Source organism: Pseudomonas syringae group sp. J309-1 (genome assembly GCF_032582135.1).
GTDB lineage: Bacteria > Pseudomonadota > Gammaproteobacteria > Pseudomonadales > Pseudomonadaceae > Aquipseudomonas > Aquipseudomonas quasicaspiana.
Genome location: NZ_JAWHNU010000114.1, coordinates 1 through 5,330 on the forward strand (window position 1 = coordinate 1; position 5,330 = coordinate 5,330).

Genomic DNA, 5,330 nt, shown 5'->3' on the forward strand with positions numbered 1-5,330 from the left:
TGTTGCGCCTGCTCGACCTAATCGCGGGCAAGCGCGCTCCTACAGGATTGCGCGTTTGATACAAGACTGCGTAGCACGCACGACCGCTGTAGGAGCGCGCTTGCCCGCGATGGGGGTGTGCCAGTCGATGGATATTGCGCCTGCTCGACCTAATCGCGGGCAAGCGCGCTCCTACAGGATTGCGCGTTTGATACAAGACCGCGTAGTACGCATGACCTCTGTAGGAGCGCGCTTGCCCGCGATGGCGGTGGGTCAGTCGACGCATGTTGTGACTGATCGACCGAATCGCGAGCAAGCTCACTCCTACAGGATTGCGCGTTTGATACAAGACTGCGTAGCACGCATGACCTCTGTAGGAGCGCGCTTGCCCGCGATGGAGGTGTGTCAGTCGACGCATGTTGTGACTGATCGACCGAATCGCGAGCAAGCTCACTCCTACAGAATCGCGCGTTTGATACAAGACTGCGTAGCACGCATGACCGCTGTAGGAGCGCGCTTGCCCGCGATGGAGGTGTGTCAGTCGATGCATGTCGCGACTGATCGGCCGGATCGCGGGCAAGCGCGCTCCGACAGGAGATATGTGTGGGGCGGGCTGCTTGCAGCTCTGCTGGCCGCGCCGGCATTCGCAGCCCCTCTACCAGAGCTGACGCTCGTCTCCGAGCATCCCGTAGACAGCATGGTCGGGGGTAACCTGTCAGGCCTGGCAATGTGCAACGGCCAGTTATGGGCAATTTCGGACCGCGATGACGACTTGCTCTACCGCATGGATATGAAGAAAACCGTCTGGCAGGCCCAGTCGGAAAAGATTGATGTACCGCCTGCGCCGGAGAGCGATTTACCCGCCAACCTGCGTTCGCTGGCCAAATTGTCGTCCTTCGTCCGCGGTGGCAGTCTGGATTTCGAAGGCATCAGTTGCGACGCGGCGGGCAATAAATATGTCGTCAGCGAAGCGCATGCCGAGGTCCTCAAGGTATCTGTGGAAGGACAGCCGGCCTGGCTGAAATTACCGAGTGAGCTGGTCGCACAGGCGCGTGCCAAGGGCATGTTGCAACACTTCAACGCCATTTTCGAAGGCTTGGCTGTCAGCCCCCAGGGTGATCGCTTGTGGCTGGCTGCCGAACGCGAGCAGCGCGGTTTACTGGTAGTCAGCCGCGAGTCGGATGCCTGGCGCTGCAAAGGCAGTTGCGTCTTGCGGACTGAACCCGGCAAAGAAGTGTTGCCGCCTCAAGTGGGTGGCAAATCGGTATCCCGTGATTTCGCGGATCTGTCACTGTTCAACGGCAAGCTGTTTACCTTGGAGCGTTCGGCTTATCGCATCTGTCGGCGCGATCTGGAAACCGGCAAGACCGAGCAGTGCTGGTCGTTCGCCAGAGAAGCCCTGATGCCGAATCGACTTTATGATCAGGCGTTTGGCCTGACTGAAGCACTGGTCGTCGACGAGACGGGTGCCTGGATTGGTGTCGACAACAATTTTGGCAAGCGCGCTGATGGCGAGGAACGCCCGATTGTGTGGCGTTTCGCGGCTCCTGCGGGTGGCTGGAGTGCTAAACCGTGAGTCAGCAGCCTCCCGGCAAGCGGGCGGGAAAGGTCCTGATGATCGTTGCCTGGGCGGCGGGGCTGTTTCTCGCGACACGCTTTTTTGGTGAGTGGGAAGACAAACAGGAAAATCCCAACGCCGTGGTCACCTCCCAGCACGGTGATGGTTACGTCGAAGTGCAATTGGTGGGCAATCGCCAGGGGCACTTTGTCAGCACCGGGAAGATCAACGATCATCTCGTGCAGTTTTTGCTGGATACCGGCGCCACTGATGTGGCGGTTCCGGGCGAGGTGGCCGACACCTTGCGGTTGCAGCGCGGTGCGCAGGTCTGGGTCAACACGGCCAATGGCCGCAGCGAAGGCTTTCGGACTTCCATCGAGCGCCTGCAACTGGGCGATATCGTCCTGCACAACGTACGCGCCCTGGTGGTGCCCGGTCTGGACGGCGAACAAGTGCTGCTGGGTATGAGCGCAATGAAACAACTCGAATTCACTCAGCGCGGCGGCACCATGCTGCTGCGTCAGACCACGAAATAATGAGGCACGCATGAGCGACTCCCTTGACCTCAGCCTGGATGGTGTAGAACGCCGGTCACTGGCTGACTTCACCGAACAGGCCTACCTCAACTACTCCATGTACGTGATCATGGACCGTGCCTTGCCGCATATCGGCGACGGCCTCAAGCCCGTGCAGCGGCGCATCGTCTACGCCATGAGCGAGCTAGGCCTGGACGCTGATTCCAAGCACAAGAAGTCGGCGCGTACCGTCGGCGACGTGCTCGGCAAGTTTCACCCCCACGGCGACTCGGCCTGTTATGAAGCCATGGTGCTCATGGCCCAGCCGTTCAGCTACCGCTATACGCTGGTAGACGGGCAGGGCAACTGGGGTGCCCCGGATGATCCGAAATCCTTCGCTGCCATGCGTTACACCGAAGCGCGCTTGTCGCGTTACTCCGAAGTACTGCTCAGCGAACTGGGTCAGGGCACTGCGGACTGGGTGCCGAACTTCGACGGTACTCTCGATGAACCAGCGGTTTTGCCGGCACGTTTGCCGAACATTCTCCTTAACGGCACCACCGGAATCGCCGTGGGCATGGCCACTGACGTGCCGCCGCATAACCTGCGTGAGGTCGCGACGGCCTGTGTTCGTTTGCTTGATGAGCCGAAAGCCACCGTTGAACAGCTGGTTGAACACATTCAGGGCCCGGATTACCCGACTGAAGCAGAGATCATCACGCCGCGTGCCGACCTGCTGAAAATGTACGAAACCGGCAAGGGCTCGGTGCGCATGCGCGCCGTGTACCACGTGGAAGATGGCGACATCATCGTTACGGCGCTGCCGCATCAGGTTTCCGGCGCCAAGGTGCTGGAGCAGATTGCCGGGCTGATGCAGGCCAAACCTTCCAAAGCACCGCAGGTCGCGGACCTGCGTGATGAGTCGGACCACGAAAACCCTTGCCGCATCGTGATCATTCCGGTGAACAGCCGGGTCGATCACGAAGCGCTGATGCAGCACCTGTTTGCCAGCACCGATCTGGAGTCCAGCTACAGGGTCAACATCAACATCATTGGTCTGGATGGCAAACCGCAACTTAAAAACCTGCGTGCATTGCTGGTGGAGTGGTTGGAGTTCCGTGTCCGCACGGTGCGTCGCCGCCTGCAATTCCGCCTGGACAAGGTGGAGCGTCGCCTGCACCTGTTGGACGGTTTGTTGATCGCTTACCTCAATCTGGATGAAGTGATCCATATCATCCGTACTGAGGAGCATCCGAAGGCGAAGCTGATCGAACGCTTCGAGCTGAGCGAAATCCAGGCAGACTACATTCTGGACACCCGCCTGCGACAGCTGGCGCGTCTCGAAGAAATGAAGCTACGCAATGAACAGGATGAGCTGAACAAAGAGCGAACCAAATTATTGGCGCTGCTGGGCAGCGAAGCCAAGCTGAAGAAGCTGGTCCGCACCGAGCTGCTTAAAGATGCCGAAACTTATGGCGACGACCGCCGCTCGCCTATCGTGGAGCGTGCCGAAGCCAAGGCCATGACCGAGCATGACCTGCTGCCGAATGAGAAAGTGACCGTCGTACTGTCGGAAAAAGGCTGGGTACGCTCTGCCAAAGGCCACGATATCGACGCGACCGGGCTTTCCTACAAGGCGGGTGACGGGTTCCAGACCGCTGCAATGGGCCGCTCCAACCAATACGCGGTATTTATCGACTCTACCGGGCGCAGCTATTCGCTGGCGGCGCACACCTTGCCATCGGCGCGGGGACAGGGCGAGCCGTTGACCGGCAAGCTTCAGCCACCGCCGGGCGCGACATTTGAATGTGTGTTGCTGCCTGAAGATGACGCGCTTTATGTCATCGCGTCGGACGCAGGCTACGGCTTCGTGGTCAAAGGCGAGGATCTGCAGGCCAAGAACAAGGCAGGTAAAGCGCTGTTGAGCCTGCCGAAAGGGGCCAAGGTGATGCAGCCGCGTCCAGTGGCTGATCGCGAGCAAAACTGGCTCGCCGCTGTGACCACTGAAGGACGTCTGCTGATCTTCAAGATCAGTGACCTTCCGCAATTGAGCAAAGGCAAGGGCAACAAGATCATCGGGATTCCGGGTGATCGAGTGGCCAGTCGTGAAGAATATGTGACTGATGTCGCCGTCATACCGCAAGGTTCGACACTGGTCTTGCAGGCAGGCAAACGTAACCTGTCACTCAAGCCTGATGATCTGGAACATTACAAGGGGGAACGTGGACGTCGGGGTAATAAGCTGCCGCGAGGCTTCCAGAGGGTTGATGCGCTTTTGGTGGAAAACGCCTCTTAATCCTCGTTTAGAGCTATCGGTCTTCGTTTTGCCATGAAGATCGACGCATAATCGCTGGAGTCATGACGCATATTCACGGATGATATGACGTCTTGAGGCGCAAGCGTGGCTGAGTGCCTGCACGACTTTTGTTGAGTTATACACTGTGGCTTGCTTGACGGCGGCCACCTGGATGGGACGATGAATCTTCTACGCCTTCCCTTTGTTTTGTTGATGGCCGGTGTTTTGGGTCTGGCTGGTTGCAGTGTGAACCAACCGACCTCGCTTTATCAGCTCGACAGCGGCACACCGGGGCAACCTACGCACATTAAGGGCCTGGCAGTTTTACTTGGGCCAGTCTCAGTGGCGGATTACCTGCAGCGCGAAACACTGCTGCAGCGTCAGCCTGACGGTAGCCTGACCGCTTCGACCGACGGTCGTTGGGCAGGTAGCCTGTCTTCGGATATTGACCAACTGCTGCTGCGCCAATTGGCGTGGAAGCTGGACAGCCAGCGCGTAGTGCTGGCACCTGCTGCGGCAAACTTCACGCCTGATGTGCAAGTGGTGTTGTCCATCAGCCGTCTGGACTCGGGCGCGAAGCAGCCTGCGATTCTCGATGCCCAATGGCGTCTGGTGGACCGCAAAGGCAATGTTCGTGACAGCCGGATCGTGCATCTGGAAGAACTGCATGCCGGGACGTCTGCCGATCAGGTGCGTGCCCAAGGCCTGCTGCTTCAGCGTCTGGCGGATCAGGTGAGTTCTGCGGTCAAGCCGATTTCCTGGCAGCCTCTGGAAGAACCGAAGAAAGCCCCGGTAGCTCGGGCCAAAGAGCCTGATAAACCAAAGATTCCAATGGCTTCACCGATACGTACTGATCTTGAAGTGTTCCGCTTCTAGGATTGGCGCAAACAAAAAGCCCGCAGCGATGCGTAATGCTGTTCACTTAAGCGGAGCAGCCTTACGGTCCACTGGGTACCGGGTTTTAGAAATCTTCACCGTCCTT

At 58.7% G+C, this 5,330-nt stretch carries 4 protein-coding genes; all 4 read left to right on the forward strand.

Translation table 11 applies throughout. The features are described 5' to 3' along the window. The first annotated feature begins 475 nt into the window (after window positions 1–475). The 4 genes from RX972_RS28950 (at window position 476) to RX972_RS28965 (ending at window position 5,224) form a co-directional block, all read left to right on the forward strand. Window positions 476–1,555 carry an esterase-like activity of phytase family protein gene (locus RX972_RS28950; RefSeq protein WP_316880700.1) on the forward strand — a complete coding sequence of 360 codons (1,080 nt, stop codon included), beginning with the start codon at window positions 476–478 and terminating at the stop codon, window positions 1,553–1,555. A gap of 38 nt (window positions 1,556–1,593) precedes the next feature. Beyond that, complete coding sequence (locus RX972_RS28955) at window positions 1,594–2,073, forward strand: TIGR02281 family clan AA aspartic protease (protein WP_410478271.1); 480 nt, start codon at window positions 1,594–1,596, stop codon at window positions 2,071–2,073. Window positions 2,074–2,083: 10 nt separating this feature from the next. After that, on the forward strand, window positions 2,084–4,348 hold the full coding sequence (gene parC, locus RX972_RS28960) for a DNA topoisomerase IV subunit A (protein WP_099267756.1): 2,265 nt from the start codon (window positions 2,084–2,086) through the stop codon (window positions 4,346–4,348). A gap of 180 nt (window positions 4,349–4,528) precedes the next feature. Further along, on the forward strand, window positions 4,529–5,224 hold the full coding sequence (locus tag RX972_RS28965) for a PqiC family protein (RefSeq protein WP_316880705.1): 696 nt from the start codon (window positions 4,529–4,531) through the stop codon (window positions 5,222–5,224). The last annotated feature ends 106 nt before the right edge of the window (window positions 5,225–5,330 follow it).

Coding starts and splice junctions, on each gene's coding strand:
- RX972_RS28950 (WP_316880700.1), top strand. CDS start 476: ATGACCGCTGTAGGAGCGCGCTTGCCCGCGATGGAGGTGTGTCAGTCG.
- RX972_RS28955 (WP_410478271.1), top strand. CDS start 1,594: ATGATCGTTGCCTGGGCGGCGGGGCTGTTTCTCGCGACACGCTTTTTT.
- parC (WP_099267756.1), top strand. CDS start 2,084: ATGAGCGACTCCCTTGACCTCAGCCTGGATGGTGTAGAACGCCGGTCA.
- RX972_RS28965 (WP_316880705.1), top strand. CDS start 4,529: ATGAATCTTCTACGCCTTCCCTTTGTTTTGTTGATGGCCGGTGTTTTG.